Origin of the sequence: Brevibacterium sp. CS2 (assembly GCF_005280295.1) — a bacterium.
In the GTDB taxonomy this organism is placed as follows: Bacteria; Actinomycetota; Actinomycetes; order Actinomycetales; family Brevibacteriaceae; genus Brevibacterium; species Brevibacterium pityocampae.
The window spans coordinates 2,326,839-2,350,855 of sequence record NZ_CP040020.1; the positions used below are offsets into that span (position 1 = coordinate 2,326,839).

The 24,017-nt window shown below is 70.0% G+C and carries 23 protein-coding genes and 2 tRNA genes; 13 read left to right on the forward strand and 12 right to left on the reverse strand.

Translation table 11 applies throughout. The annotated features are described in order from the left end of the window. The first annotated feature begins 22 nt into the window (after nucleotides 1–22). The 7 genes from FDF13_RS10460 (at nucleotide 23) to FDF13_RS10490 (ending at nucleotide 8,491) form a co-directional block, all read left to right on the forward strand. On the forward strand, nucleotides 23–3,235 hold the full coding sequence (locus FDF13_RS10460) for a beta-phosphoglucomutase family hydrolase (protein ID WP_137319595.1): 3,213 nt from the start codon (nucleotides 23–25) through the stop codon (nucleotides 3,233–3,235). 200 nt (nucleotides 3,236–3,435) lie between these two features. Continuing rightward, entirely contained in the window at nucleotides 3,436–4,689 is a 1,254-nt protein-coding gene (locus FDF13_RS10465; protein WP_137319596.1) for an EAL domain-containing protein, read from the forward strand. A gap of 9 nt (nucleotides 4,690–4,698) precedes the next feature. Further along, on the forward strand, nucleotides 4,699–5,163 hold the full coding sequence (gene rraA, locus FDF13_RS10470) for a ribonuclease E activity regulator RraA (protein ID WP_137319597.1): 465 nt from the start codon (nucleotides 4,699–4,701) through the stop codon (nucleotides 5,161–5,163). Nucleotides 5,164–5,257: 94 nt separating this feature from the next. Next, nucleotides 5,258–5,331: transfer RNA gene (locus FDF13_RS10475), tRNA-Ile, on the forward strand. A 49-nt stretch (nucleotides 5,332–5,380) separates the two neighbouring features. Beyond that, on the forward strand, nucleotides 5,381–7,213 hold the full coding sequence (locus FDF13_RS10480) for a class I adenylate-forming enzyme family protein (protein ID WP_137319598.1): 1,833 nt from the start codon (nucleotides 5,381–5,383) through the stop codon (nucleotides 7,211–7,213). Further along, a complete protein-coding gene (locus FDF13_RS10485) occupies nucleotides 7,210–7,869 on the forward strand; it encodes a hypothetical protein (RefSeq protein ID WP_137319599.1) in 660 nt (219 codons plus the stop codon). The genes FDF13_RS10480 and FDF13_RS10485 overlap by 4 nt, the downstream gene beginning before the upstream one ends. Before the next feature lie 130 nt (nucleotides 7,870–7,999). Beyond that, the gene (locus tag FDF13_RS10490; protein ID WP_101650457.1) at nucleotides 8,000–8,491 is read left to right on the forward strand and encodes a DUF3145 domain-containing protein; all 492 of its coding nucleotides are present in this window, start codon (nucleotides 8,000–8,002) and stop codon (nucleotides 8,489–8,491) included. A 147-nt stretch (nucleotides 8,492–8,638) separates the two neighbouring features. Here FDF13_RS10490 and FDF13_RS10495 read toward each other — a convergent pair whose 3' ends face one another. The 6 genes from FDF13_RS10495 to aceE all read right to left on the reverse strand — a co-directional run bounded on the left by FDF13_RS10495 (nucleotide 8,639) and on the right by aceE (nucleotide 16,484). Then, nucleotides 8,639–9,880: a beta-ketoacyl synthase gene (locus FDF13_RS10495; protein WP_137319600.1), complete on the reverse strand. Its 1,242-nt coding sequence runs from the start codon at nucleotides 9,878–9,880 to the stop codon at nucleotides 8,639–8,641. An 81-nt stretch (nucleotides 9,881–9,961) separates the two neighbouring features. Continuing rightward, nucleotides 9,962–10,213 (reverse strand): acyl carrier protein, encoded by a 252-nt coding sequence (locus FDF13_RS10500; RefSeq protein ID WP_137319601.1) that lies wholly within the window; start codon nucleotides 10,211–10,213, stop codon nucleotides 9,962–9,964. A 158-nt stretch (nucleotides 10,214–10,371) separates the two neighbouring features. Continuing rightward, the gene (locus FDF13_RS10505; protein WP_137319602.1) at nucleotides 10,372–11,373 is read right to left on the reverse strand and encodes a beta-ketoacyl-ACP synthase III; all 1,002 of its coding nucleotides are present in this window, start codon (nucleotides 11,371–11,373) and stop codon (nucleotides 10,372–10,374) included. Between the two features lie 17 nt (nucleotides 11,374–11,390). Beyond that, nucleotides 11,391–12,311, reverse strand: a complete 921-nt coding sequence (locus FDF13_RS10510) for an ACP S-malonyltransferase (protein WP_137320469.1) — start codon at nucleotides 12,309–12,311, stop codon at nucleotides 11,391–11,393. Between the two features lie 37 nt (nucleotides 12,312–12,348). Then, complete coding sequence (locus tag FDF13_RS10515; protein ID WP_137319603.1) at nucleotides 12,349–13,581, reverse strand: CdaR family transcriptional regulator; 1,233 nt, start codon at nucleotides 13,579–13,581, stop codon at nucleotides 12,349–12,351. A 143-nt stretch (nucleotides 13,582–13,724) separates the two neighbouring features. Further along, nucleotides 13,725–16,484 carry a pyruvate dehydrogenase (acetyl-transferring), homodimeric type gene (gene aceE / locus FDF13_RS10520; RefSeq protein ID WP_254668778.1) on the reverse strand — a complete coding sequence of 920 codons (2,760 nt, stop codon included), beginning with the start codon at nucleotides 16,482–16,484 and terminating at the stop codon, nucleotides 13,725–13,727. 338 nt (nucleotides 16,485–16,822) lie between these two features. Between aceE and FDF13_RS10525 the strand changes: the two genes are divergently transcribed. The 3 genes from FDF13_RS10525 to FDF13_RS10535 all read left to right on the forward strand — a co-directional run bounded on the left by FDF13_RS10525 (nucleotide 16,823) and on the right by FDF13_RS10535 (nucleotide 18,289). Further along, nucleotides 16,823–17,269 carry a DUF3052 domain-containing protein gene (locus FDF13_RS10525; RefSeq protein ID WP_137319605.1) on the forward strand — a complete coding sequence of 149 codons (447 nt, stop codon included), beginning with the start codon at nucleotides 16,823–16,825 and terminating at the stop codon, nucleotides 17,267–17,269. Between the two features lie 6 nt (nucleotides 17,270–17,275). Then, on the forward strand, nucleotides 17,276–17,743 hold the full coding sequence (locus FDF13_RS10530) for a redoxin domain-containing protein (protein ID WP_137319606.1): 468 nt from the start codon (nucleotides 17,276–17,278) through the stop codon (nucleotides 17,741–17,743). A gap of 153 nt (nucleotides 17,744–17,896) precedes the next feature. Next, nucleotides 17,897–18,289: an HIT family protein gene (locus FDF13_RS10535; RefSeq protein ID WP_137319607.1), complete on the forward strand. Its 393-nt coding sequence runs from the start codon at nucleotides 17,897–17,899 to the stop codon at nucleotides 18,287–18,289. Nucleotides 18,290–18,489: 200 nt separating this feature from the next. Here the strand turns inward: FDF13_RS10535 and FDF13_RS10540 are convergent. After that, a tRNA-Pro gene (locus FDF13_RS10540) sits at nucleotides 18,490–18,566 on the reverse strand. Between the two features lie 89 nt (nucleotides 18,567–18,655). On the opposite strand from FDF13_RS10540, the gene FDF13_RS10545 reads away from it, so the two are divergent. Continuing rightward, nucleotides 18,656–19,141 (forward strand): TetR family transcriptional regulator, encoded by a 486-nt coding sequence (locus FDF13_RS10545; protein WP_101650439.1) that lies wholly within the window; start codon nucleotides 18,656–18,658, stop codon nucleotides 19,139–19,141. Nucleotides 19,142–19,226: 85 nt separating this feature from the next. Here FDF13_RS10545 and FDF13_RS10550 read toward each other — a convergent pair whose 3' ends face one another. The 5 genes from FDF13_RS10550 to FDF13_RS10570 all read right to left on the reverse strand — a co-directional run bounded on the left by FDF13_RS10550 (nucleotide 19,227) and on the right by FDF13_RS10570 (nucleotide 22,368). Continuing rightward, entirely contained in the window at nucleotides 19,227–19,577 is a 351-nt protein-coding gene (locus FDF13_RS10550) for a transcriptional regulator (RefSeq protein ID WP_101651502.1), read from the reverse strand. A gap of 14 nt (nucleotides 19,578–19,591) precedes the next feature. Further along, nucleotides 19,592–19,930 (reverse strand): hypothetical protein, encoded by a 339-nt coding sequence (locus FDF13_RS10555; protein WP_137319608.1) that lies wholly within the window; start codon nucleotides 19,928–19,930, stop codon nucleotides 19,592–19,594. A gap of 88 nt (nucleotides 19,931–20,018) precedes the next feature. Continuing rightward, nucleotides 20,019–20,459 (reverse strand): pyrimidine dimer DNA glycosylase/endonuclease V, encoded by a 441-nt coding sequence (locus FDF13_RS10560; protein WP_137320470.1) that lies wholly within the window; start codon nucleotides 20,457–20,459, stop codon nucleotides 20,019–20,021. An 11-nt stretch (nucleotides 20,460–20,470) separates the two neighbouring features. Next, nucleotides 20,471–21,586: an alcohol dehydrogenase catalytic domain-containing protein gene (locus FDF13_RS10565; RefSeq protein ID WP_137319609.1), complete on the reverse strand. Its 1,116-nt coding sequence runs from the start codon at nucleotides 21,584–21,586 to the stop codon at nucleotides 20,471–20,473. Nucleotides 21,587–21,690: 104 nt separating this feature from the next. Beyond that, a complete protein-coding gene (locus FDF13_RS10570; protein WP_137319610.1) occupies nucleotides 21,691–22,368 on the reverse strand; it encodes a YoaK family protein in 678 nt (225 codons plus the stop codon). A gap of 229 nt (nucleotides 22,369–22,597) precedes the next feature. Between FDF13_RS10570 and FDF13_RS10575 the strand changes: the two genes are divergently transcribed. Together FDF13_RS10575 and FDF13_RS10580 are read left to right on the forward strand one after the other, a co-directional pair. Beyond that, complete coding sequence (locus tag FDF13_RS10575; RefSeq protein WP_254668779.1) at nucleotides 22,598–22,792, forward strand: hypothetical protein; 195 nt, start codon at nucleotides 22,598–22,600, stop codon at nucleotides 22,790–22,792. Nucleotides 22,793–23,233: 441 nt separating this feature from the next. Continuing rightward, nucleotides 23,234–23,977: a hypothetical protein gene (locus FDF13_RS10580; protein ID WP_137319611.1), complete on the forward strand. Its 744-nt coding sequence runs from the start codon at nucleotides 23,234–23,236 to the stop codon at nucleotides 23,975–23,977. Nucleotides 23,978–24,017: the final 40 nt, after the last annotated feature.

The window sequence follows — 24,017 nt, forward strand, 5'->3', positions numbered from 1 at the left end:
CACCGACGATCACGGAGCCCCCATGCACACGAGCACCGCAGCCGACCACGAGGTCCCGTTCGCCGCGACCGCACCGTGGTCCGCCGTCGTCTTCGACATGGACGGCGTGGTCACCGATACCGCCTCGCTCCATGCCGTGGCCTGGAAGCAGCTGTTCGACACCGCGCTGGCCGACGAGTCGCTCGAGGGCAACGTCGACCGCAGCCCCTTCGACGTCGTCGGCGACTACCGTCGCTACGTCGACGGGCGCCCGCGGGAGGACGGTGTGCGCACCTTCCTCGCCGCGCGCGGCGCCGTGGTCCCCGAGGGCGAGGAGACCGACGACGCAGACCAGCTCACCGTCCACGGGCTCGCCAAGCGCAAGAACGACTGCTTCAATGCGATCCTCGCCGAGGACGGCGTGCGGGTGTTCGACGGCACCATCCGGCTCATCAAGCGCCTGCGCCGCGGCGGCATGCCCACCGCCCTCGTCACCGCGAGCCGCAACGCGCCGCTGCTGCTCGAGAACGCGGAGATCACCGACCTGTTCGACGTCATCGTCGACGGGCAGGTCGCCAAGGACCTCGGCCTGCCCGGGAAGCCGGAGCCCGCGACCTTCCTCGAGGCCGCCAACCGGCTCGGCGTCGACGCCGTCGACACCGCCGTGCTCGAGGATGCCGAGGCCGGCGTGCGCGCGGCCCGGGCCGGCGGGTTCGGGCTCGTCGTCGGGATCGCCCGCGACCACAACCGGCAGGCGCTCGAGGCCGCCGGCGCCGACGTCGTCGTCAACGACGTCACCGAGCTCGACCTCGGCGACGTGCGCGACGACCCGTGGGAGCTCTCCTTCGAGGGCGTCGATCCCGAGCACGAGGGCCGGCGCGAGGCGCTCACCACCCTCGCCAACGGCTACATGTCGCTGCGCGGCTCCGCTCCGGAGCGCGCCGCGGACGGCGTGCACTACCCGGGCTCGTACATGTCGGGGATCTTCAACCGCCTGGTCAGCCACGTCAACGACCGCGACATCGAGCACGAGTCGATGGTCAACCTGCCGCGCTGGGCGCTGTGCGACGTCAAGGTCGGCGACGGCCGGTGGTGGTCCGAGGGCGGGCTCGAGGTCGTCGAGGAGAACCGCACGCTGTCGATGGCCACCGGTGTCCTCACCCGCACCGCGGTGCTCGTCGACGACCGGGACCGGCGGCTGCGGATCAAGCAGCAGCGGCTCGTCTCCATGGCCCACCAGCACGTCGCGGCGATGCTCACCGAGATCACCCCGGTGAACCATTCCGGGATGATCTACGTGCGCACCGGCGTCGACACCTCGGTGCTCAACGACAACGTCGCGGAGTACGACCAGCTCGCCAAGCGCCACCTCGTCAACCGGTACAACTCCGTCGCCCAGGACGGCACGCTCATCTGCGAGGTCGAGACCACGCAGAGCCACCTGCGGATCGCGATGGCCCAGCGCACCACCCTGACCCAGGAGCCCACGCACGCCGTCACCACCCAGGTGCCCGAGGTGTCCCATGCCTACTCCGTGTCGACGATCGAGGAGACGCAGGCGATCTACCGCGAGTTCGCGGTGCCGGTGGAGAGCGGGTACGCGGTGAGCGTCGACTCGACGACGGCGGCGGTGAACTCGCGCGACTCCGCGATCACCTCGGTCCGCGGGGGCGCGGTGCACCAGCTCGACTGGCTGCCCGCGATCGGCTTCCACAACCTCCTGCCGGCCCACACGGCGGCCGTGCAGCGGCTGTGGGAGCGTTTCGACGTCGAGGTCGACGCCGATCCGCAGACCCAGCTCATCATCCACCTCCACACCTTCCACCTGCTGCAGTCGCTGTCGCCGCACACCGCCTTCCTCGACGCCGGCACCCCGGCGCGCGGCCTCCACGGCGAGGGGTACCGCGGGCACATCTTCTGGGACGAGCTCTTCATCCTGCCGCTGCTCAATCTGCGGCTGCCGGAGATCTCGAAGTCGCTCCTGCTCTACCGCTGGCGGCGGCTCGACGCCGCCCGCCACCACGCGCGCGAGGCCGGGCTCGCCGGTGCCCTGTTCCCGTGGCAGTCGGGCTCCGACGGCCGTGAGGAGACCCCGATCGAGCTCTACAACCCGCGGTCCAAGCGTTGGATGCCGGACAACTCGCGGCGGCAGTTCCACGTCGGCCTCGCGATCGCCTACAACGCCTGGCAGAACTACCGGGCGACGGCGGACACCGGCTGGCTGGCCGCGCAGGGCGGCGAGCTCCTCATCGAGGTGGTGCGGCTGTTCGCGTCGATGTCGTCCTACGACGCGAGCGACGACCGCTTCCACATCACCGGCGTGATGGGGCCCGACGAGTTCCACGACGGCTATCCGGGCCGGTCCGGCGAGGGCCTCGACGACAACGCCTACACGAACATCATGACCGCCTGGCTGTGCCGCCATGCGGTAGAGATCTTCCGCGTGCTGTCCTCCCACGAGGCCGAGGACCTGATCTTCCGGCTGGGCATCCAGCCGGCCGAGATCACCCACTGGGGCCGGCTCGCCGCCCGTCTCGCGGTGCCGTTCAACTCCGACGGGGTGATCAGCCAGTTCGAGGGATACGACGATCTCAAGGAGCTCGACTGGGCGGCCTACCGCAAGAAGTACGGCAACATCGGCCGGATGGACCTCATCATGGAGTCCGAGGGCGACTCCACGAACAACTACAAGCTGTCCAAGCAGGCCGACGTCACCATGCTCTTCTTCCTCCTCGGCCCGGAGGGCGTCATCAAGGAGCTGCGGCGCATGGGGTACGAGTTCACCCATGAGCAGGTCGTGCAGACGATCGACTACTACGTCGCCCGCTCGACGAACGGCTCCAGCCTGTCCAACGTCGTCAACTCCGGCGTGCTCGCCTCGATCGGGCGCGAGGAGGCCTGGGACGCGTGGAAGCAGGCCGCGGTCGTCGACATCAACGACACCCAGTGGGGCACCACCCAGGAGGGCATCCACCTCGGGGCGATGTCGGGCACCGTCGACGTCATCGTGCGCGCCTTCGCCGGCGTCCTCATCCGCTTCGACCGGATCGAGTTCTACCCCCGGCTGCCCGCCGCGATGGGGTCCGTGCGGTTCCGGGTGCTGTTCCAGGGGCAGGTCATCGACGTCCGCGTCTACCACGACGAGCTCGTCCTCATGTCGCGGTCCCACGAGACCTCCCGCGTCAAGGTCCAGGTGTTCGACGAGCAGCGGTTCCTCGACGGCGGCGCCACGCTCCACTTCGCGCTCGACGGCTGAGCACCGGCGGATCGGCGCCCGCCCCCGGGCGTGCGGCCGGGGCCCGGGCGGGGTCCGGCCACCGGGGTGCTCGGCGACGGGAGCGGAACGATCCTGTTGCAGTCCTGTCATATAGGGCGGGTGGCCGTGAACCGGCGCGGCCGATGTGAGAGGCTGGACGGGTTCCGAGGGCGCAACCATCGTGAGGAGACCACTGGATCGTGCAGACCGACAGCGTCGACACCTCGACAGCCGAGCTCGAGCGGCTCATCCGCTCCGGCCTCATCGACACCCACTTCGCACCTGTCGTCGACCGCTTCACCGGCGAGCCCGCCGGCTACACCCTCCAGCACCTCGAGCACGGCTCGGAGGACAGCACCGGCAGCGCCTCGGCCCCGCTCCGCGCCGACATCCGCGCCTCCCAGCTCATCGGCGACTTCGACGCCTCGCTGCGTTCGATCGGCCTGCGCGCCGCCGAGGCCGCGGGCCTGCCCACCCACACCCGGCTGTTCCTCCAGGCTGAGCCGGAGTCCCTCGTCACCGTCGAGGACCGGACGGACGAGCCCGACCGCTCGGTCATCCTGCAGCTCCACCCGGAGCGGATCGCGGCGAGCCCCGCCGCGGTGCTCCGCTCGGTCCGCCTCGCCCGCTCGCAGGGCTGGGGCATCGGGATGGAGGAGATCGGAGTCGACCTTCCCACCGCGGCGTTCCTGCCGCTCGTCAACCCGTCCGTCGTCACCCTGCATCCCGGGGTCCTCGACATCACCGACACCGCCCACCTCGCCGAGCTCATCCGCCTCCTCCACGCCCACACCGAGCGCACCGGCGGGGTCATCATGGCCACCGGTGTGCGCCACGAGGACGACCTCGAGATGGTCCGCGCGCTCGGGGTGCGGTTCGTCACCGGGCCGCTCTACGGCGGTCCCTCGACCGCGCCGGAGCCGCTGACGAACCCGCCCGAGGATCCGCTCGCCGACCACTTCTCCCGGAACGCCGCGGTGCAGGGCACGCCCTTCTCCGCGACCCGCGCGCTGCGCCGCGATCCGCTCGTCATGGACGAGCCGCTGCTCACCGCGCAGATGCAGTCCCTGCAGCGCCGGGCGCTGGCGAGCGGCGGAGAATCGTCCGTGGTCATCGGTGTGTTCGGGGAGGACCAGGAGCTCATCACCGCGACACGGGAGAACTTCTCCGTGCTCAGCGGCTCGGCCGGCTTCGTCGCCGCGCTGTCCGGCGGGTTCGAGGAGCCGCCGATCCCCGGCGTGCGCTCCGGAATGGTCGACGCCTCCGACCCGCTGCGCCGGGAGTACGCGATCATCGTCGTCGGCTCCGACTGGTCGGCCATGGTCGCAGCTTCCCGGCGCTCCGATCCGGGGCCCGACGGCCGCGTCGAGTACGACGTCTACGTCACCTCGGAGCGCTACACCTGCGTCGACGCCGCCCGCGGCGTCCTCAGCAGGATCCGGCCGCTCGGCTAGGATCGCCCCATGATCTCCACAGCAGACCTCTACGACGAGCGCGGCGAGGAGCTCGACTCCGTCGCGCTCCAGTTCCTCGATCTCGGCGGGCGGCCGACCTTCTCCGGCCCGATCCGCACGATCGTGTGCCACCGCGACAACGGGCTCGTCAAGCAGACTCTCAACTCGCCCGGGGACGGCGCAGTGCTCGTGGTCGACGGGGGAGGCTCGCTCGAATCGGCGCTCATGGGCGACCTCATCGCCGCGGCCGCGGTGGAGAACGGCTGGGCCGGCGTCGTCATCCTCGGCGCGGTCCGCGACCGCACCGCGCTGGCTGCGCTCGACCTCGGGGTCAAAGCGCTCGGCTCGAACCCGCGCAAGTCGTCGAAGGACGGGGTCGGTGAGGTCGACGTCCCGGTGACGATCGGTGAGGTGCGGCTGGTCCCGGGACGCATGCTGTGGGCCGACTCCGACGGCATCCTCGTCGAACGCTGAGCGTGGCGCCCATCTGCTAGCCTGGCGACGGCACGCCCGCCGTGGCGCAGGACACCATCGGTGACCTGTGCGTCGCTCCGCGCGCAGGCTGCACGCCCCTGTAGCTCAGCTGGTCAGAGCAGAGGACTCATAATCCTTTGGTCGCGGGTTCAAGCCCCGCCGGGGGCACCGGTACGGCACACCGAGGTGCCGGGAGAGATCGAGGAGAGCCGACGACATGACAGCACTGAGGTCGCATGCCGAGGTCGACGCGGAGCTCACCGCTCCCGGCGCGCCGTTCGAGACCATCGAGATCGATCGCTCCGGAGTCACCGTGCGCGCCTGGCGCCACGCCCCGCCGAGCCTGCGCGCGATGATCGAGGCCTCACGCGAGCACGGGGACCGGGACATGCTCGTGCTCGGCACCGACCGCCTGAGCTACGCCGAGCACTTCCGCCGTGTGGCCGGGCTCGCGCACGCGCTCGTCGAGGAGTACGGGATCCGCCCGGGGGACCGGGTCGCCATCGCGATGCGCAACTACCCGGAATGGTCGATCGCCTTCTTCGCCGCAGCCTGCGCAGGCGCCGTCGTCGTACCGCTCAACGCCTGGTGGGCCGCCGGTGAGCTCGAGTTCGGGCTGCGCGATTCCGGAGCGCGCGTGCTGCTCGCGGACGACGAGCGCCTCGAGCGCCTCGCCGAGGTCCTGCCCGCCCTCGACCTCCCCGTGCTCGTGGCCCGTCCCGCCGGAGAGCTGCCCGCCGGCGCGCGGGACATGGCCGAGGTCCCCGGCGCCGCGGAGCTGCCGGACTGCGAGATCGGCCCGGACGACGGCGCGACGATCTTCTACACCTCCGGCACCACCGGCACCCCCAAGGGGGCCTTCGGCACGCACCGCAACATCTGCGGCAACGTCATGAGCGTGCGGTACTCCGCGGCCCGGGAGCAGCTGCGGCAGGGGAGCAGTCTGCGCGAGCTCCTGGCGAACCCGGCGCCCCCGGGGGCGATCCTCGTCGCGGTGCCGTTCTTCCATGCCACCGGCTGCCATGCGGTGCTGCTCGGCGCGGTTAGCCAGGGAGCCACCCTCGTGCTCATGCACAAGTGGGACGCCGGGGTCGCTCTCGAGCTCATGGAGCGCGAACGGGTGACGAGCTTCACCGGCGTGCCGGCGATGCTCACCCAGCTCTACCAGCACCCGGACTTCGCCGACCGCGACCTCAGCAGCCTGACCGGGATCGGCTCCGGGGGAGCGTCGGCCGCTCCCGCGCTCGTCCGCCGGACCACCGAGCTCCTCCCGCAGGCGGCTCCGGGCAACGGGTACGGCCTCACCGAGACCTCCTCGCTCACCACCGCGAACCGCGGGCAGGACTACATCGAGAAGCCCGACAGCGTCGGCCGACCGGTGCCGATCTGCGATGTCGACGTCATCGACCCCGCGACCTGGGAGCCGCTGCCTCCCGGCGAGCTCGGGGAGCTGCGGATCAGGGGAGCCAATGTCGTCACCGGATACTGGAACCGGCCGGAGGCCACCGCCCAGGCGATCGTCGACGGCTGGCTCCACACCGGCGATCTCGCCCGGATCGACGAGGAGGGCTTCGTCTACATCGTCGACCGCGCCAAGGACATGATCATCCGCGGCGGGGAGAACGTCTACTCCGCCGAGGTCGAGGCCGCGATCCACCAGCACCCCGACGTCGCCGACTGCGCGGTTATCGGCATCCCGCACGAGGAGCTCGGTGAGGAGGTCGCCGCGGTCGTGCAGCCCGGTCCGGGAACGGCGCTCACCGCCGAGGATCTGCGCGCCTTCCTCGGCGAGCGGATCGCCCGGTTCAAGATCCCCTCCCACATCGTCGTGCAGGGCCTGGACCTGCCCCGCAATGCCGCCGGCAAGCTCCTCAAGCGCGAGATCAAGGCCGGATTCGTGCCGTCCGCCGCCGGCGACCGGGCCGGCGCGGAATCACGCGAGCACAGCACTCCGAACCGGCACGGCGTCGGGTGCTGCGTGCAGACCGCTGCTGCTCACATCCCCACGGCGGCGGCACCGGACGGCAGGGAGAGGACGTGGTCCCGATGACGGACACCGCACACGCCGAGGCGCATCCGAACGAGCCCCGCTGGGTCACCAGGATGCCCGAACCGCAGCGCTCCCGGATGCGCGCGGGGCGGATGCGCACCGACATCCGCCGCTTCGGGGTGCTGGCTCCGGTGATCGGCAGCTGGGTGTTCGTCGCCGCCGGACTCGACGCACTGGGCCGTCCGGGGTGGGGGATCGGTGTGCAGGCCCTCGTCCTCGCCCTCATCGCCGCCTGCGTGCTCGCGCTGTTCGTCCGCCCGGCGGCGCTCGGACCCGTCGAGCGCATGCACTGGTCGGCGCTGCCGATCTGGATCGGCGGCATCGTGCTCATGGCCGTCGGCGTCAACCTCGCCGGGGGAGCGGCCCGCGACGCCGGGATGGTGCACCTGCAGCCAGCGATCAACGCGACCTTCGTCGGTTTCCACTTCATCCCCTACGCCTGGGCGTTCGTCACCCGCATGATCCTGTGGCTCGGGGTGTGCGTGGGCTCGATCGGGGTGCTCGGGGTTGTCGCCGGGATGCTCGCGGGCCCGCCGTGGGCGGCCGTCGCGGCGAGCGTCGCCGGCCTCGTACAGGTCACTATCGTCCTCGTGTGGGCTACCGGCCGACTGCGCGGCGGGGCCCCGCGCCTCGGCCGTCGACCGGCATCCGCCTGAGCACCGCGGGGGCACCCGCCCGGCGCGGGTGCTGGCACCGGCCCTGACCATGCCATACAATGACCGCAGACCTCCGCATATTCGGATCGTAGGGGAAGACGTATCCGAACCGCAGGAGGCAGATATGGATATGACGCAGGGCGTGCTCTTCGTCCACTCAGCACCTCGTGCGCTGTGCCCTCACATCGAGTGGGCAGCGGGCGGGGCCATCGGCGCGCAGGCGAAGTTCGACTGGTCGCCGCAGCCGGCCGCACCGGGCATGTTCCGGGCGGAGATCTGCTGGAAGGCGCCCGGCGGCTCCGGCGCGCGCATCGCCTCGGCCCTGCGCGGCTGGGACGGCGTGCGCTACGAGGTCACCGAGGAGCCCTCGGCCGGGATCGACGGCGGCCGCTGGAGCCACACCCCCTCGCTCGGCATCTACCACGCCACCACCGACGCGTTCGGCAACATCGTCGTGCCCGAGGACATCATCCGCTCGGTGCTCGTCCGTGCGGCCGAGCACGGCGAGGACATCGCCGGTGCGATGGAGAAGGCGCTCGGTCAGGCCTGGGACGACGAGCTCGAACCCTTCCGCCACGCCGGTGAGGGCGCCCCGGTGCGCTGGCTCACCAAGGTCGGCTGAACCCGCTCCACCTGCGCCGCCCTGCGTGCGGCGCGCCCCGGCACCCCGATGCCTGTCACCGGTGCCCCTGCCTCCCTCCATGCGAACGGCCGCCTGCCCGCAGACCTGCAGCGGACAGGCGGCCGTTCGGCGCGCCCGGAAGTGCTCTCAGACGCTCTTGACGGCGACGACGGCGTTGTGGCCGCCGAAGCCGAACGAGTTCGTCAGCGCGGCGATCTCACCGGCCGGGAGCTCCTGCGGGGTGTCGCGGGCGATCGTCAGCTCGATCTGCGGATCGACCTGCTCGATGTTGATCGTCGGAGGAGCGGTGCGGTTCTGCACAGCGAGCACGGTGAGCACGGCCTCGACCGCGCCGGCACCGCCGAGCAGGTGGCCCATCATCGACTTCGTGGCCGAGACCATGGCATCGGAGGCGTGCGGGCCGAGCAGGGCGTTGATCGCCAGCGATTCGGGCACGTCGCCCACCGGGGTGGACGTCGCGTGCGCGTTGATGTGGCGGATGTCGGCCGGCTGCAGACCGGCGGTCTCGAGGGCCTGGCGCATCGCGAGGATCGAGCCGCGGCCCTCGGGCTCGCCGGCGGTGATGTGGTACGAGTCGTTCGAGATGCCCCAGCCGCCGATCTCGGCGTAGATCTTCGCGCCGCGGGCCTTCGCGTGCTCTTCGAGCTCGAGCACGAGCGTGCCGGCGCCCTCGCCCATGACGAAGCCGTCGCGGTCGATGTCGTAGGGGCGCGAGGCGGTCTCGGGCGAGTCGGTGCGGCGCGACAGGGCGCGCATCGAGGAGAACGCGGACAGCGTGACGGGCAGGATCGCGGCCTCGGAGCCGCCGGCGATGACGACGTCGGCCTTCCCGGAGCGCAGCTGGTCGAAGGCGTGTCCGATGCTCTCCGTGGACGACGCGCAGGCTGACACGATCGTCTGCACGGCTGCGCGGGCGGAGAACTCCATGCCGACGGCGGCAGCGGGTCCGTTGGGCATGAGCATGGGCACGGTGAGCGGCATGACGCGGCGCGAGCCCTCCTCGCGCAGCGTGTCCCAGGCGTTGAGCAGGGTCCAGGCGCCGCCGATCCCGGTGCCCCAGGACACGGCGAGCCGTTCGGGCTCGACCTCGGGGGCGCCGGCGTCCTGCCAGGCCTCCCGGGCGGCGATCAGGGCGAAGCGGCTGTTGGGGTCGAGGCGCTTGGCCTCGACGCGCGTGAGGTTCTCCTCGACGACCGAGGCGTCGATGGGTGCGGCGAAGTCGACGGGGATGCCGTACTTCTCCGACCAGTCGTTGGTGAGGGTGCGTGCACCCGACGTTCCGGCCAGGGCGGCGCGCCAGGTGGCGTCCGCTCCGGTGCCGAGGGGGGTGACGGCACCGAGTCCGGTGACGACAACAGTGGAAGTCATGGTGTGAAACCTCGTCGAATCAGTAGTGCGGTGCCGCGGGGCGACCCGGTGTGTCCGGGGCCGCCCCGCAGCAGGGGACCGTCAGGCCTGCTGGGCCTTGACGATGTAGTCCACGGCGTCCTGGACGGTGACGAGGTCCTTGACGTCGTCGTCCGGGATCTTCACGCTGAACTTCTTCTCGGCGTTGACGACGATGGTCATCATCGAGATCGAGTCGATGTCGAGGTCGTCGGTGAAGGACTTGCTCGGCTCGACGGCCTCAGGAGCCAGTCCGGTCTCCTCGTTGACGATCTCGGCGAGTCCCGAGAGGACTTCGGCTTCGGTGTGTGCCATTTTCCTATCCTTCTTTCTCATGTGGTCCGCCGGCCCGAGGGGGTCGGACGGATTTCGCGTGGAACGTGATTCGACGAGTGTCCCGTCAGAATCCTACGACATCGGCCCTGCCGGGCCGAGGTGCGTCGCCGCCCCACCGGTGCGGGCGGCGTTCCGGTTCAGGGGAGGACGATGACCTGCGCCGCGTAGACGAGGCCGGCGCCGAAGCCGATCTGCAGGGCGAGCCCGCCGTGGAGCTCCGGGTTCTCGCGCAGGAGTCGTTCGGTGGCGAGCGGGATCGAGGCCGCGGAGGTGTTGCCGTTGTCCGCGATGTCGCGGGCGACGACGACGGAGTCGGGGAGCTTGAGCTGCTTGGCGAGCTCGTCGATGATCCGCATGTTCGCCTGGTGGGGCACGAACGCCGCGAGGTCCTTCGACTCGATGCCGGCGGCCTCGAGGGCCTCCTTGGCGACCTCGGCCATGTCCCACACGGCCCAGCGGAACACGCTCGGTCCGTCCTGCCGCAGGGTGGGGAACGGGGTCTCACGGTCGTCGCGCAGGTCGAGGAAGGAGTTCGTCATCCGGATCGTCTCCCAGTTCTCGCCCTTCGAACCCCACACGCTGCGCGCGATGCCCGGGGTGTCGGAGGAGGTGACGACCACTGCGCCGGCGCCGTCGCCGAGCAGGAAGGAGATCGTGCGATCCGTGGGATCGATGAAGTCGGAGAGCTTCTCCACGCCGATGACGAGGATGTTGTCGAGCGTGCCGGAGCGCACGAGGCCGTCGGCCTGGGCGATCGCGTAGCAGTAGCCGGCGCAGGCCGCGGAGATGTCCCAGGCCGGGACCGGGCCGGTGCCGAGCCGGGTCGTGAGCGCGGACGCCGCCGAGGGGGTGGGCGTGCCGAAGGTCACCGTGGCGATGAGCACCGCGCCGATGTCCTCGGGCTTGAGCCCGGCGTTGGCGATCGCCTCGACCGCGGCCTCCTCGCACATGTCGAGGACGGCGACGTCCTCGCCGGCGCGGTGGCGGGTGACGATCCCGGTGCGCTGCCGGATCCACTCGTCCGAGGAATCGATCGGACCGACGAGGTCGGCGTTGGGCACCGCGTGCTCGGCGCGGTAGCCGCCGATGCCGGCGATCCGCGAGAACCGATTGGGTGCCGGGGTCTGCAGGGTGGGCATGGCTCTTCCTCCTTCGTTCACGCCTGGGCGTGGGTCTGCGCGAATGCGCGGGCGGCCTCGAGGTCGTCCGCGGACTTGAGCGCGAGCGTCTCGACGCCCTTCATCGCGCGGCGGGCGAGCCCGGTGAGGGTGCCGCCGGGGACGAGCTCGATGAGCCCGGTGACGCCCATGTTGAGGAGCTGCTGCTGGCACAGGTCCCAGCGCACGGGGCTCGTCACCTGGTCGACGAGCAGCTCCAGGTATTCCGTGCCGGAAGCGACGCTGCGGCCGTCGGCATTGGTGAGGACGGTGAGCTGCGGGTCGTGCACCGTCAGGGTGCCGGCGAGATCCCGCAGCGGCTCCTGCGCGGGGGCCATGTACGCGGTGTGGAAGGCGCCGGCCACCGGCAGCGGGATGACGCGGGCGCGCTCGGGGGCGTTCTCCACCAGCGCGTCGATGTTCTCCAGTGCACCGGCGGCCACGGTCTGCCCGCCGCCGTTGATGTTCGCCGGTGCGAGACCGGCGGCCTCGATCGCGGCGAGCACCTGATCCGGGTCGCCGCCGACCACGGCGGCCATCCCGGTCGGGGCGGCCGCGGAGGCCTCGGCCATGCCGGTGGCGCGCACGCGCACGAACTCCATCGCGGACTCGGCGTCGAGGATGCCGGCGATCTGCGCGGCGGCGATCTCCCCGACGGAGTGGCCGGCGACCGCCTGCGGGGCGGGCAGGTCGCGCAGGAGCTCGCGGGAGGCGGCGATCGCGGAGGCGACGAGCAGCGGCTGCGCGAGCGCGGTGTCCTTGATCGTCGCGTCGTCGGATTCGGTGCCGTGGAGCCTGAGGTCGATCCCGGAGGCCGCGGACAGCGCATCGATGGATTCGGCGAAGCCGGGGAGCTCGAGCCAGGAGCTGAGGAATCCGGATTTCTGGGCGCCCTGTCCCGGGCAGGCGATGACGAGCACTGGTGAGGGGTCCTCTCGGTCGACGTTCTGGTCCAACTTAGGTCAGGGGACTGCCGGGCACAGTGGATTTGTGTCCGTTCGACAATTGCCCGGCCTCGGACAGTCGTCCGTACACCAAGGCGATCCGCACGACGAAACCGGCGCGCGCCTCGGTCGGGTCGATGCCGATGAGACCGGTGATCTTCCGCAGCCGGTAGCGCACGGTGTTGGGGTGGACGTGGAGGGCCTTCGCGGTGGTCTCCAGGGAACCGCCGAACTCGAGGTAGGCCGCGACCGTGTCATGGAGCTGCCCGGAGCCCGCACCGAGCGGCTCGTAGAACCGTGAGATGAGTTCGGCGACGGCGCTGCGGTCCCCGGCGATCGCCCGCTCCGGCAGGAGATCGGCGGCGTGGACCGGGCGCGGGGTGGCCGGCCGGGCCGCGGCCGTCCGGAGCGCCCAGACGGCGGCCGAGGCCGAGGTGCCCGCCTCGGCCAGCGAGTCGACCCGGGGTCCGATGATGACCTCCGAGGGGCCGAAGTAGTGGGCGAGCGAGGTCGCGGTGCGGTCGATGTCCTCGACCCCGCCGAGCACGATGAGGAGCCGGTCGTCGTGGACGCCGAAGAGCGCGTCCTCCGCCCACTTCTGGGCGGCCCGTCGGATCTCGTCGATGCTCCGGTGGGCGCTGCGCTTGGGCGCGCGGCCGACGAGCACGTGGACGGCGCCGTCGGAGCGCCAGCCGAACGCCGCGGTGCGGCTGGCGAGCTCGTCGACGGAGTCCCCGCGCACGAGCGCGTCGATGACCATCGCCTCGAGCCGGGCGTCCCAGCTGCCGCGCGCCTCGGCGGCCCGGGCGTAGACGTCCGCGGCGGCGAAGGCGATCTCGCGGGAGTAGATGAGCACGGCCTCCTTGAGGGCGGACTGCTCGGAGGGGCGGGCGAGCTCGGTCACCCGCTCCTCGACGACCTGCACGACGACCCGGAGGAGCTGCAGGGTCTGCTGGAGCGACACCGAGCGCACGAGCTCGCGCGGGGCGGACTTGAAGATGTCGCCGACCACGCGCAGCGGCGTCTGGGGTTTGCGGTACCAGTCGATGAAGGAGGAGATGCCGGAGTTGGCGAGAACGACCACCCAGCCGCGGTCAGCCGAGCTCATCGCCCGGTACCAGGGGAGCTGCGCCTCGATGCGCTGGAGGGTGAGCTTGGAGAGCACGGCCTGTCCGGCCTTGAGCCTGCGGCTGGTCTCGGCGCGCCCGCGGATCGCAGCGGACTGGGCATCGGCGGCTGTCGGCATGATCCCCACTGTAACCGCAGACCGACAACTTTCTTGTGCCCGGACCACAAGACGGGCCGCGGAGGTCTCCCTCCGCGGCCCGTCCTGTGATGCCGCCGGTCGCAGCGAGCAGCGGTGCCGGTCGCTCGTGCCGGTCGGTGCGGTCAGGCGCTGGCGCCCTCCGTCGAGCCGGTGGCGCCGGCCCGCGGATCGTCGAGCTGGTACTTCTTCGCCGCCTCGGCAGCGGTCGACGGGTCGATCTCCCCGGTGTCGGCGAGGCTGATGAGCGCCTGCACGACCACGGAGGGGGCGTCGATGAGGAAGTGGCGGCGGGCCGCCGGGCGGGTGTCGGAGATCGCGTAGCCGTCCGCGCCGAGCGAGGTGAAGTGCCCCGGCACGTACTGGCGGATCATGTCCGGCACGGTGCGGGTGTAGTCGCTCGTCGCGATGATCGGACCGCGCGCCTCGGCGAGCTTCGCGGTGACGAACGGGATCCGCTTCTCCGCGGCCGGATCGAGCAGGCGCTCGTCGTCGCAGGCGAGGCCGTCGCGGCGCAGCTCCTGCCACGAGGTCACCGACCACACGTCGGCGCTCACGCCCCAGTCCTCGGCGAGGAGGCGCTGGGCCTCGACGATCCACGGGACCGCGACGCCGGAGGCGAGCAGCTGGACCTTCGGGCCGTCGAGCTCGGGGCCGTCGGCGAGCTTGTAGATGCCCTTGAGCACACCTTCGACGTCGAGGTCCTCCGGCTCCGGCGGCTGCACCATCGGCTCGTTGTACATCGTGATGTAGTACATGACGTTCGGGTCGCGGGAGTCGTCGGGCCCGTACATCCGCTCGATCCCGTCGCGCACGATGTGGCCGATCTCGTAGGCGTAGGCCGGGTCGTAGGAGATGATCGACGGGTACGTCGAGGACAGCACGTGGGAGTGCCCGTCACCGTGCTGCAGGCCCTCGGCCACGAGGGTGGTGCGTCCGGCGGTCGCGCCGAGGATGAACCCGCGGGCCATCTGGTCGCAGGCCGCCCAGAAGGCGTCGCCGGAGCGCTGGAACCCGAACATCGAGTAGAAGATGTAGAACGGGATCAGCGGCTCGCCGTGGGTGGCGTACGAGGTGCCCACCGCGGTGAGCGCGGCGGTCGAGCCGGCCTCGTTGATGCCCATGTGGAGCAGCTGGCCGTCGGTCGCCTCCTTGTAGGCGAGGAACAGGTCGCGGTCGACGGAGACGTAGTTCTGCCCGTGCGGGTTGTAGATCTTGGCCGTCGGGAAGAACGAGTCCATGCCGAAGGTGCGGGCCTCGTCCGGGATGATCGGGACGATCCGCGGGCCCCACTCCTTGTGGCGCATGAGGTCCTTGAGGATCCGCACGAACGCCATGGTGGTGGCGATCTCCTGCTTGCCGGAGCCCTTCTTCGCGCCGGCGAACTCCTTGTCGCCGGGCAGCGCGAGGTCGACGTACTTCGAGCGGCGCTCGGGGGTGAACCCGCCGAGCTCGTGACGGCGATCGAGCAGGTACTTGATCTCCGGTGCGTCCTCACCGGGGTGGTAGTACGGCGGGATCTTCGGGTTCTCCTCGAGGTCCTTGTCGGAGATCGGGATGGAGAAGTGGTCGCGGGCCATCTTGAGGTCCTCGAGGGCCATCTTCTTCATCTGGTGGGTGGCGTTGCGCGCCTCGAAGTGCGGGCCGAGCGAATAGCCCTTGACCGTCTTGACGAGGATCGCGGTCGGCTGACCGGTGTGGTTCATCGCCTGCTGGTACGCGGCGAACACCTTGCGGTAGTCGTGGCCGCCGCGCTTGAGCTGCCAGATCTGCTCGTCGGAGTAGTCCTCGACCATCGCCTTGGTGCGCGGGTCGCGGCCGAAGAAGTTGTCGCGCACGAATCCGCCGGACTCGCCCTTGTACGTCTGGTAGTCGCCGTCGGGGGTGGCGTTCATGAGGTTGACGAGCGCGCCGTCGCGGTCCTTGGCGAGCAGGGCGTCCCATTCGCGACCCCAGATCACCTTGATGACGTTCCAGCCGGCACCGCGGAAGAACGCCTCGAGCTCCTGGATGATCTTGCCGTTGCCACGCACCGGGCCATCGAGGCGCTGGAGGTTGCAGTTGACGACGAAGGTGAGGTTGTCGAGCTCCTCGTAGGCGGCGGTCTGGAGCATGCCGCGGCTCTCCGGCTCGTCCATCTCGCCGTCGCCGAGGAATGCCCAGGTGTGCTGCTGGGAGGTGTCCTTGATGCCGCGGTTGTGGAGGTACTTGTCGAACTGCGCCTGCGCGATCGCGTTCATCGGGCCCAGGCCCATCGACACCGTGGGGTGCTCCCAGAACTCGGGCATGTGCCGCGGGTGCGGGTAGGACGGGATGCCGCCGGGCTTGTCGCCGATGCGGTGGGAGACCTGCTGGCGGAAGCCGTCGAGCTGGTCCTCGCTCAGCCGGCACTCGAGGTAGGCGCGGGCGTACATGCCGGGGGACGCGTGTCCCTGGTAGAAGATGTGGTCGCCGCCGCCGGGGTGGTCCTTGCCGCGGAAGAAGTGGTTGAGGCCGACCTCGTAGAGGGTGGCGGCGGAGGCGTAGGTCGAGATGTGGCCGCCGACCTCGATCCCGGGTCGCTGGGCGCGGTGGACCATGACAGCGGCGTTCCAGCGGATCCAGCGGCGGAAGCGGCGCTCGACGTCCTCGTCGCCGGGGAACCAGGGCTCGTCGTCGGGCCCGATGGTGTTGACGTAGTCGGTCGCCGTGAGGCTGGGCACGCCGAGGCTCTTCTGGCGGGCGCGCTGGATCAGCCGGAGCATGACGTAGCGGGCCCGGGTCCGGCCGCCGTCATCGACCAGGGAGTCGAGGGACTCGAGCCATTCCTGGGTCTCTTCGGGGTCGATATCGGGAACGTGGCTCGGGAGACCGTTGAGAATCGGTCCGCTGCTCTTGTTGACCACTTCGTGGAGTCCTCTCGGTTCGACGGGGTGCCGTCGGCGGACGGGCGGGAACGTGGGCGCCGGTGCTGGATGAGCGCCGTCGGCCATCTCCGCCTCAGGGGCTCCTCCCAGCCTAGTCCGGTTTCGCCGCCGTGCGTAAGGGTGCGCGTGTGGCGGCGGTCTCCCTCCCGCGGAGCATCCTCTCTGTCCCGCGGCGGGCACGCACCGGGCGTGTGGACGGTGCGCGGCGGGCGAGCGGCGGGCCGGGGCGGCGTCCCTGAGTATCGATTGTGTGAATTCTGACCGGTGTCCGAGCGATGTATTTGCCCCCACAGCAGTCGGGCGTGGACAATGTGCGCATGAGCACTACGCCTTCCGAGAGGACACTGCACACATCCGAGGCTGACCTCGGGGAACTCAAGGACAGCCTGGGCCTCAAGGCCGGGCAGTACATCCAGGAGCTCGGGTACGACGACGACGTCGACTTCGACCTCCGCGAGGTCATCGAGGCGATCACCGGCGAGGAGATGGCCGACGACGATGTCGACGACGTGTTCGATGTCGTCGTGATGTGGTGGCGCTCGGACGACCCGGACCTCACCGACGCGATCGTCGACGCGCAGACCATGCTCGGCCAGGGCGGCTTCGTGTGGCTGTTCACCCCGAAGGCCGGTCGTCCCGGCCACATCCCGCCGGCCGACATCTCCCATGCGGCGCCGACGGCGGGCATGCACCTGACGAAGACCATCAGCGCCGGACCGGACTGGTCCGGGTTCCGGCTGGTGGGCAAGAAGAACTACAGCTGAGCGCCGGTGCCCGCCCTCGCCGTCGGATCGATCGCGCCGGAGTTCGCGCTGCGATCGCAGTACGGCGAGCCGCTCGAGCTCGCCGCGCTGCGACGCGAGGGGCCGGTGCTCCTCGTGTTCTACCCCTTCGCGTTCTCCGCAGTGTGCGGGGGCGAGATGCATGTGCTCCGGGAGCTCCACGAACACTTCACCGCCGCCGGCATCACCGTGATCGGCGTGTCCGTCGACTCGAAGTACGCCCTGCAGGCGTGGTCTCTGGACATGGGCATCCCGTTCTCCCTCGCGGCGGACTTCTGGCCCCACGGTGAGGTCGCCCGCGCCTACGGCGTGTTCGACGAGGAGCGCGGCATGGCGACGCGCGGCACCTTCCTCATCGGCACGGACGGCACGGTGGAGCAGGTGCTCACGGGCCCGGTGGCCGAGGCGCGCGATTTCACCGTGTTCCTGCCCGCCGGGCAGGCCCCACCGAGCTGATCGCCCCTGCCGGGGTGATCGTCGTGCCGCGGGTCCCGTACCCGGTGCAGTCGGCATCGCCGGCAGCAGTCGCCGCCGTCTGCGGCACTGAGCCCGGTCGATCTCCACGCTGCGCCGCCCACGAACCGCAATCCGCAACCGGAAGGACTGATCATGGCAAGCATCTTCACGAAGATCATGGCAGGGGAGATCCCCGGCGCCTTCGTCTACGAGGACGAGAAGTGTGCGGCGTTCCTCGACGTCGCCCCGATGACCGATGGGCACGTGCTCGTGGTCCCGCGCGAGGAGATCGACCACTGGATCGACCTGCCCGAGGACCTCGCCGCGCATCTGTTCGCGGTGGCGCAGAAGATCGGCGTGGCGCAGAGGACGGCGTTCGGCTGCGAGCGGATCGGTGTGATGATCCAGGGCTACGAGGTGCCCCACGTCCACATCCACGTCTGGCCGACGAATGCGATCAAGGACTTCGATCCCGCGAACAAGGGCCCGATGGCCGAGCCCGAGGTACTCAAGGCCAACGCCGAGAAGATCATCGCCGCCCTCTGAACCGAGACCTCAATTTCCGAAGGTTCCTGAGAGCGATTCCGCACTTTTTCGCAATCTCAACGCGGCGGGTGAGGTCTCGACCCGGCGGTGAGATCGCAATTTCCGGCGGATCGGTTCTCAGGAACCTTCGGAAATTGCAGTCCGGGGGAGGAGAAAACCGGCCCGGATCAGTGTCAGTGCTGATCAGAGCCGGTTTCCGGTGGTCGGGATAGCGGGATTCGAACCCACGACCTCCTCGTCCCGAACGAGGCGCGCTACCAAGCTGCGCTATATCCCGATGCGCGAAGCAAGAACAACTATAACCACACCCGGGGGATTCGACCAATTCGGTCGCGGACCGGGAACCGAGCCGAAGAGAGGGCGACCATGGCGCTGACCCCGGAGTCGATCACCGACACCGCGCTCACGGTGCTCTCGCAGTTCGGGATGGGCGACCTCTCGATGCGTCGCCTCGCCCGTGAGCTCGAGGTGCAGCCGTCGGCGCTCTACTGGCACGTGAGGAACAAGCAGGAGCTCTTCGTCCTCATCGCCCGCAGGTTCACCGCACAGGTGGACGCTCGGTGTCCGCGGTCCGCCCACCCCGCGCCCGCGACGGTCGCTCTCACCCTCCGGGCAGTTCTCCTCGACTACCGCGACGGGGCGGAGATCCATCTGCTCGCCTACGCGCTCGAACCGGAGACCGTCGTTCCCGAGGCGCTGGCCGCGGACCTCGACGGCCCGCACCTCGCGGCGGTCATGGGCTTCGTCCTCGGGCAGGTCGCCGTCGAGCAGAACCGTGCGCTGCTCGGCGTCCCCGACCCCGGAGCGGACGAGGCGTTCGCCCACGGTCTGCGGGCGCTCCTCGCCCCGTGACCGCGCTCCTCGCCCCGTGACGAGGACAGGCCGCCCGGTGCGGGCGGCCTGTCCTCAGGGGATCATCCGGGGGTCGGGGGAGTGCTCACTCGTCCGGAGCGTCGAACCGGGACTCCGCGATGGTCCTCAGTGCGGCGAGGTGGGATCGCAGCGCGGTCCGGCCGGCCTCGGTGATGGACAGCCACGTGCGCGGACGCTTGCCGACGAACCCCTTCGCGACGGTGAGGAGACCGGATTTCTCGAGCCCGGACATCTGTCGGGAGAGCACCGAATCGGAGATCCCCAGCGAATCACGGACCAGTCGGAACTCTGCCCGGTCCCGGTTCTGCAGGCCGGCGAGGATCGCCAGTCGGGTGGGGTGGTTGAGGTCCGGATGGAGGGCGTCGAGGGATTCCGCGAAGTCCTGGCTCGGAGCGTCGTCTCGTGTCGTGCTCATCGCGTCCGCCCCCTTCACCGGCTCGAACCGCGCAGCTCGAGGAGCGCGGCGATCGGGGTGACGATCCAGATCACCGCGGCACCGAGGATCGGGATCCAGGCGAGGGCGAGGCGATCGAAGAGCAGGGTGCCGAGGACGAGGCACACGATCACGACGGCGAGGAACGTGGCGAAGCGTTCCGTCGAGCCGCGCTGCCAGCCCCGTGCGTGAGGCCCGTAGATCGCGAACCCGGGCACCATCCACGCGAGGCCGGCGAGGATCATGACGACTCCGGCGGGAGTGCCGCCGAGGAACGCCTGGGCGAGGAGGGCCTCGGCCTCGGCGGCGGTGAGGTTCTGGTTCCGGGTGTTCATGGGGATTCCTCCTGATCGGGGTGTGCTGTGATCACCACACTAGCAACTACTTTCTACAATGGAAAGTAGTTTCCGAAGAATCTTCCATTCAAACGCGCTCCCACGACTCCCGCGGGCCGGGAACCTCGTGGAACAGTCCATGGAGCCGCGGTCGCCCCGTGCTCCCCAGCGCGCGTCGGCAGACCTCCGCCTGCTCAGGGGTGCGCGCATCGAGCTTGCGCAGGAGGTGCGACCATTCGACGTCGACCTGCCCGGCGGTCACCGGCAGCGGATCATGGTCGCCCGGACTGATGATGCGGCCGCGGTCGAACCGGTATCCCCGCACATCGGCCTCGTCGGCGAGTCCCGTCAGGTACGCTCCGATCGCTGCCACGGGGTCCGCCTGCTCCCGGAATCGGAGGAGCTGGGGATGGGATCGATAGCCGCGCGTCCCACCGCGCAGCACCTTCTGCGCGAGCAGGGTCTCGCGCCAGCAGGCGATGAGGCCCTGCCGGTCGAGAGAGGCAGGATGGAGCGACCAGATGCGCACGGAGTCCGCGCTCAATCCGCGTCGTCGAACAGGATGACCTGCCGGACCGCGCGGCCGTCGGCGAGGGTGTCGAGGGCGGCGTTGATGTCCGCGAGTGCGATGTGACCGGAGATCAGCTCGCCCACCGGGAGGCGACCCTCCCGCCAGAGCTTCTCGTAGACGGGGATGTCCCGGGCGGGCACGGCGGAGCCGAGGTAGGAGCCGATGATCGTGCGCGCCTCGGCGGTGAGGGTGAGCGGCGAGATCGACGAGCGGGCATCGGGCGCGGGGAGTCCGACCGTCACCGTCGTGCCGCCGACCCCGGTGAGCCGCACGGCGGTCTCGAAAGCCCGCGGGTGCCCGGCCGCCTCGATGACGACCGGTGCGCGCACCTCGGCGTCCTCGGCTTCGTCCGGGGTGTACACGGCATCGGCCCCGAGCTCGGTCGCCCGGTCGAGCTTGTCCCGGTTGGCATCGACGCCGATGACCCGTCCCTTCCCGAGCGAGACCGCGGTGATGAGGGCGGCCATCCCGACCCCGCCGAGCCCGACGACGATGACGTCCTCGCCCTCGCCCGGGTCGCCGGCGTTGATCACCGCCCCGCCGCCGGTGAGCACCGCGCAGCCGAGGACCGCGGCGATGTCGGCCGGCACGTCGTCCCCGACCGGGACGACCGAGGTGCGGTGGAGGACCGCATGGGTGGCGAACCCGGAGACGCCGAGGTGGTGGAGGACGTCCTCGTCCCCCCGGTGGAGGCGGATGCGGCCGCCCACGAGGTGGCCGGCGTTGTTCGCCTCGGTGCCGGGGGTGCAGGGGAGCTTGCCGTCGGTGCGGCAGTTCGCGCACTCCCCGCAGCGGGGGAGGAAGACCGTGCTCACCTGCTGGCCGGGGGAGAGGTCGGTGACGTCCGCCCCGACCTCCTCGACGATGCCGGAGGCCTCGTGGCCGAGGAGCATGGGCACCGGCCGGACGCGGTTCCCGTCGACGACGGAGAGGTCCGAGTGGCACAGTCCGGCCGCGCGGATCCGCACGAGGACCTCGTCGGGCCCCGGCGGATCGAGCTCGAGCTCCTGGGTCCGCAGCGGCTGCGAGTCCGCATAGGGACGCGGGGCGCCGATCTCCTCGAGGACGGCTCCGGTGATCTTCATGGTGGCTCCTTCTCGCGAGGTGCGGGCTGCGGGTGCGTGCTGTGCTCGACGGTACCCGCTCCGTGCCCGCCGGGGAACTGCCGCCGAGGAGGCGACGGCGGTGCTCAGACCGGGAGGCCCCGTCGGCGTCGGCGGCTGCGGTTGACGAGCGCGGCGGCGGTGCCGAGCAGGACGAGGGCCGCGACGACCCAGACGGCGCGGATGCCGAGCGCGAGGTAGGACAGGCCGCCGAGGACGGCGCCCATCGCCAGCGACAGCCAGAGGAAGAAATACCCGAACCACGCCGCGTGCGTCCCGCCGAAGAAGGCGCCAACGAAGCGCTGGGACATCTTGACGAGGGTTCCGGTCATGTAGGTCAGGGAGATCGCGACCTCGCCGTCGCGCTCGAAGATGCTGTTCATTGCGCCGACGGTGAAGGACAGGCTGAGGACGGCCGCGAGCTCGTGGCCGGCGAGGACGAGGGCCGAGGCGATCGTCACGGTGAGGCAGACGAAGAGCAGCACCACCTCGCGCGGTCTCGTGGGCGGGAGGCGGCGGTGCGCGAGGCGGCTGACGAGTGAGCCGATCATCACCCCGAGGAGGAACAGCGCCATGACCCCGGCGGCGCGTGCGACGACGTCCCATCCGCCCTCGACCGCCGCGGCGGTCATCCGGGTGGTGTTGCCGGACATGAAGGAGAGGAAGAACCCGCCGAGGTAGAGAAACCCGAGGGCGTCGATGAAGCCGGTGATCGACGACAGGTACCAGGCGAGCATCCGCTCACCGAGCCGGTAGCCTTCCAACGGCGGGTGCCCTCCTCCTGCCGACGGCGATCGGGTCGGCACGGAACTGCCGACGGCGTCTGATCCGGTGGACCTCCGTAGCAGCTTCTCAAACCCCCGTAAGTCGCTCGGATCGTTGATTTCCCGCGTTCTACGGGGATCGCGTGCTCACGATCCGCGCACGCGGGATGGTCGGATCACCGATCAGCGGGGGCCGGTGCGCGAGAGTTCGCGTCAGTCTCAAACCCGTTTGAGCGTCTCCAGTCGGGCGGAACTGCTCGCCGGGTATGCGTCGGGTGTGCCGGTACGGGAGCTGGCAGCACAGTTCAAGGTGCACCGCGGCACGGTGCGGGAGATAGCCCGGCAGGCGGGACTGGCCGCACGCCAGCCGGAACTGCCGGACACGATCCGCCAGGACGCGCCCGGCTCTACGCCGACGGCCTGACTCTCGCTCACGTCGCGACGCAGCTCGGAATTAGCATCGAGGCTGTTCGGTCGGCGGTGGTGGCGTGCGGTGGCACGGTCCGTCCTGGCGGTCGCCGTAGTGTCGACACCTCAGGATGTAGGTTGCTCACGGTCTCGCGGCCGAGCACGTACAGAGACGCACTCACAGGGCTGGGCACCTGCGGAGAGGCGCGCGACCGCCACCTCGGCGCGCATCGCGGGAGTGCGTGGCCCGGCGAGCCGCCTGCAGCCGAGGAAACAAACACCGTCGCGACGGGCTCTAGCTATCGTTAGAGCATGTTGGCCATCGCGCACTCTCCTCGAACTGTGGACTGGGGGGCCGTCGGCAGCGACGAACGCCGCGCAAGCATGAGTAAACGGCTTGTCGGTCCATGCGCCGCGAGTATCTGGGAGTAGAAGCGGCACGGCAAAGGAGATGCAAATGGTGCGAGTACGAGCCACGAAGGCCCAATTTAGCGATGACAGCGACGTTAGCATTCCTGCCGAGGGCATGGTGCTGCTTGTGGGGCCAAATAATGCCGGGAAAAGCCAGGTCCTCAAGGACCTCGCAGGGTTGGCGCGAGAGGCCCGGTATGTTGGCCGCGCGATCCTGTCCGTCGACTACGAGAAGAGTGTCGATGGCGACATAAGAGAGTGGGCATCCCGCAATGTTCCACAGATCAACCGCGAAGGTGTGAATCGCTTTCAGATCGAGAACTGGGGTGAAGTTACCAGTCAGGACATCGCGAACCAGTGGGACCAGCAGAACCTAAACCTTTTAACTTCACTGTTTATCTTCCATGCGGATGGCACCTCGCGCCTCTCAGCTGGTGACTCACAACAGAGCTTGGACTTTTCTACGCAGATTCCTACGCATCCGGTTCAGCGCGCATACTTAGATTCTGATATTGAGGGTGAGATTGATCGGGAGAGCAGAGCGGCGTTCGGGCTCGGTGTCACGGTCGACCGCTATGGCGGCTCAGTGATCAGCCTGAGACTTGGTGACCGTCCGCTCTTTGAGCACGACGACGGCCGTCCAACGGACGGGTATATTTCTGCGCTCAAGGCGCTCCCGCGGCTGGAAGAACAGGGAGATGGCGTTCGTAGTTATCTGGGTCTGGTCCTGCATCTCGCTGCTGGCCGTCATCAAGTTCTTCTGATTGACGAGCCAGAGGCCTTTGTTTAGCCGCGGGGTTCGGTAGCGTTCGTGGGACGGTCCGGTAGCA